The 3,705-nt window shown below is 74.5% G+C and carries 3 protein-coding genes; 1 reads left to right on the top strand and 2 read right to left on the bottom strand.

Annotation, left to right across the window (positions count from 1 at the left end):
* Nucleotides 1–272: 272 nt before the first annotated feature.
* Complete coding sequence (locus VGR37_18430; GenBank protein HEV2149386.1) at nucleotides 273–677, top strand: MerC domain-containing protein; 405 nt, start codon at nucleotides 273–275, stop codon at nucleotides 675–677.
* A 91-nt stretch (nucleotides 678–768) separates the two neighbouring features.
* On the opposite strand, the gene VGR37_18435 is transcribed toward VGR37_18430, so the two are convergent.
* A complete protein-coding gene (locus VGR37_18435) occupies nucleotides 769–1,227 on the bottom strand; it encodes a hypothetical protein (GenBank protein ID HEV2149387.1) in 459 nt (152 codons plus the stop codon).
* 35 nt (nucleotides 1,228–1,262) lie between these two features.
* Complete coding sequence (locus VGR37_18440; GenBank protein HEV2149388.1) at nucleotides 1,263–3,566, bottom strand: TonB-dependent receptor; 2,304 nt, start codon at nucleotides 3,564–3,566, stop codon at nucleotides 1,263–1,265.
* Between the last annotated feature and the right edge of the window lie 139 nt (nucleotides 3,567–3,705).

The following is a 3,705-nucleotide window of genomic DNA, read 5'->3' on the forward strand; positions in this document are numbered from 1 at the left end:
CCCTCACCCGGCGCTGCGCGCCACCCTCTCCCCGCAAGGGGGAGAGGGTCGAGGCGCCTCCCTGTCGTGCTCCCCTCCCCCCTGCGGGGAGGGGCCGGGGGAGGGGGTCCGCCGGAGCCGACGCACGCGGAAACCGCCCCAGCTGTGGCGGGTGGGGAGCAGTGGTCGCCGACGCTCCCTGCAAATTACTTGCATGTGGCGGAGCGGCCGGCTACATTCCGCGCCTCGGTCGGGGGCCAGGGGCTCCCGCGCGCACCCGGAAGGCCGCACCCATGAACGCATCTCCCCTGCGCCGGCCGGCGCTCTGGACCGCAGCGCTCCCCGTCGCGTGCGCCGTACACTGCGTGGCGATGCCGCTGGCGGCGCTCTTCGTCCCCGTCGTGGGCCACGCCACCGGCGTGGAGGCGGGGATCATGCTCGCCTCGGCGGCGCTCGCCGTCGCCACGACCGTCTACGGGGTGCGGGCCCACGGACGCCGTGCCGTGTGGCTCCCCGTGCTCGTGGGCTTCGCCGTCTGGGCCGCGAGCCTCGCCGGCTGGACGGAGCCGCTCCCTGAGCCGGCGACGACCGTCCTGGGCAGCCTGCTCGTCGCGGGCGGGCTGATGCGCAACGCCCGCCTCCGGCATGCCGCCTCGTGCCGGAGCTGCGGCTGCCCGGCCCACCCCGCGGGGGAGTAGGCGCGGCGCGAGACGAGCCGCGCAGCAAAAAGACGAGGGCGCCGGCCGCGGATGCGGCCGGCGCCCTCGTCGCGTCGGTGCCGTGCCCCCGTCAGGGCGTCACGATCAGCGGGATGGCCGCGCCCTGGAAATCAGCGTGGCTGCCGTGCATCAGGTCGAAGCTGACGGAGGTGGTCCCCGCGCTGAGGCCGGTCAGGCGCCCACCCGTCTCACTGGTCTTCTCGAATCGCGCCAGGGCGCCGATGAGCACGTTCCCCCGGAGCGACGTGTCGCCGCCCACAGGGACGGGGTTCCCCGCCGCGTCCACGAAGATCACCCGCAGGTCGCGCGTGGCGCCGATCGTCAGCGGGATGGAGCCGGTGGCGGTGCCCTGGGTGCCGCCACCTGTGGCGCGGGCCAGCTCCACGCCGGCCGAGGTCTGAACCACGACGGCCACGGCATCGGGATGGGGGTCCTCGTCCACGGGGTTGTCGCAGGCGGCCAGCACCCCGGTGAGCGCGAGCGCGACCAGGGCGCGGGAGGTGAGGCGGCGGAAGGTATCGGTCGTCATGGGTCGTCTCCTAGATGTCGTTGTCGTCCGGGCGGTCAGAAGTTCACTCGGTACAGCAGCTGCACGTTGCGGCCGGGCTGCGGGGCCACCTCCTTGATGCGGGAGAGGTGGTCGCGCCACGCCTCGTCCGTCACGTTCCGTACCTGCAGGGTGAGGGTGTTCAGCCGCCCCCATGCGGTCCAGCGGAGCCCCGCGCTTCCATTGAAGAGGGAGTACCCGTCGGTGGGCCTCTCGCGGAGCACGCCCTCGTCGCGCGCCACCCGGTCCTGCTCGGCGGCGCCCTCCCACCCCAGCCCCACGAAGTACGTGGGGGTGTCGTAGCGGACGTTCAGCCCGCCGTGCAGCGGCGGGATGGCGGGGAGCGGGGAGCCGTCCCGCTGCAGGGTGCCGCGGACGTAGCTGGCGTTTCCGTCCAGCACCAGGCGCCGAACGGCCTCCCACTGGAGCCGGCCCTCCACGCCCGTGAGCACCGCGTCGTCGCCGCGGGCCTGGTACACCGGGAACCGCCCGAAGCGCGGGTCCAGCTCGCCCGTGGGGGCGTAGTAGATGTAGTTGTCGATGTCGTTCCGGAACGCCGTGAGCTCCGCCGTCAGGCGCGGGAGGCGGGCGCGCACGAACACGTCGGTCCCCAGCCCGAACTCGGAGTCCAGGTCCGGGTTGCCGACGTTGAAGGAGAAGTCGGCCAGGTGCGGACCGTTGGAGAACAGCTCCTCGATGGAGGGCGTCCGGAAGGCGCGGGCCACGCTCGCCCCCGCCCACCACCCGTCGGCCACGCGGAACAGTGCCGCGACCGAGGCGGAGAAGGCGCCGAAGTCGCGGGGGCGCACCAGCCCGATCGCCGTCCGCCCGGTCTCCCGCGGGGTCACGCGGCTCCAGTCGTATCGGGCGCCCGCCTGGAGGTTGACCGGTCCCCACAAGAGCTCCTCGAAGACGAAGCCCGCCAGGGAGGCCTGCCTCGCCGGCTCGGAGCCGGTGCTGGACCCCGCCACGGCGAAGTCCTTGCCGTACGCCCACGCGCCGAACGCGCCCTCGGAAAGGAGCCCGCCGGCTTCGTGCTGGTGGCGGACGGCCACGTTCGCCCTCCCGGTGAGCTGCCCGAACCGGCTTCCGACGGCGCCGTCCGGCTCCCTCTCCGTGTGCTCGTAGCGCGAGTAGCCGCCGTCCACCTTCACGGCGCGGATCGGCCCCATGCTGACCACCCGCTCCGCTTCCAGCCGCACGGAGGTCCGGTGCAGGTCGATGCGGGCGCCGCCCTCGTGCCCCCCCGGGATCACGACGCCCTGGAAATCGCCGGGGACGCCGTACTCCATCGCCAGGTCGCGCACCGAGACGCCGACGAAGCCGCGCTCCTGGATCCAGCTCGCCCCGGCGGCGGCGTTGTACCCGTCCATCTGTGTGGAGGGGAGGACGCCCAGGGGGGTGCGGGTGTCGCCGGCGGTGCGGCCGCTGGCCTCCGCGCGCAGGGCGACGCTCCCCACCGGGACCACGGCGGAGAACCCGCCGGTGAGCCCCTGGTTCACCGTTTCGCCCTGCACGCTGGCCGTGCCGGTGAGCCGCTCCGGGAGGGTGCGGGGCACTTCCTCCCGGATGACGTTCACCACCCCGCCCAGCGCGTTGCTCCCGTAGAGCAGCGCCGCCGGGCCGCGCACCACCTCGATCCGTTCGGCGGTCACGGGGTCCACCGTGACCGCGTGGTCCCCCGAGCTTGAGGCGATGTCGCCGGTGCGCCCGCCGTCCTCCAGCACCAGCACGCGGTCGCCGCCCAGCCCCCGGATCACCGGCTGCGCGGCGGCGGGGCCGTTGTAGCGCTGCGAGATGCCGGGCTCATTCTGCAGGGTGGCCGCCACACTGGAGCCCAGCTCGCGGCGCAGCTCGGCCCCGCCCACCACGCTGGTGGGGCGGTAGGCTTCCTGGGCGCCGCGCTCGCGCCCGGTGCCGGTGACCACGATGGCCTCGGCGGCGATGGCGGACGGGGTGAGCGTGAGCGGGACGGCCACGGAGTCGTTGGAGACCACGCGCACGACGCGCTCCGCGGAGGCGTAGCCGATCCGCTGCGCGGTGACGGTGTAGCGCCCGGCGGGGAGGCGCTCGAAGTGGAAGCTCCCGTCGGCGTGGGAAAGCTCGCTCCGCCCCAGCTCACGCAGCCGCACCTGCACACCGGAGATGGGCTGCCCCGTGACGGCGTCGGTCACCATCCCCACGACGGAGCCGGTCCCCTGCTGCACGGCGGCGCCGTACGGCGCGGGGGTTCCCGCGGGGGGCGACTGCGCCGCGGCTGCGGGCACCCATGCGGGGAGGACTGCAAGGACGCACACGGCGCCCACGGTACGTTTCAGCATCGACCTGGCTGTTCGGATGGCCCGGTGGACGGCGGCTCCGCGGGTGCGGGGCCGCGCATCGGGAAACGGACCGCACTGCGCGGCCCGCGGACATCGTCAGCCCAGAGGGGGACCGCGGGCGGGCGGGGAGAGGGGGAGC

This window comes from Longimicrobiaceae bacterium, assembly GCA_035936415.1.
Taxonomy (GTDB): Bacteria; Gemmatimonadota; Gemmatimonadetes; order Longimicrobiales; family Longimicrobiaceae; genus JAFAYN01.

What these genes read in the sequence shown, in the direction of transcription:
- VGR37_18430 (HEV2149386.1), top strand. Translation starts at nt 273, where the DNA reads ATGAACGCATCTCCCCTGCGCCGGCCGGCGCTCTGGACCGCAGCGCTC.
- VGR37_18435 (HEV2149387.1), bottom strand. Translation starts at nt 1,227, where the DNA reads ATGACGACCGATACCTTCCGCCGCCTCACCTCCCGCGCCCTGGTCGCG.
- VGR37_18440 (HEV2149388.1), bottom strand. Translation starts at nt 3,566, where the DNA reads ATGCTGAAACGTACCGTGGGCGCCGTGTGCGTCCTTGCAGTCCTCCCC.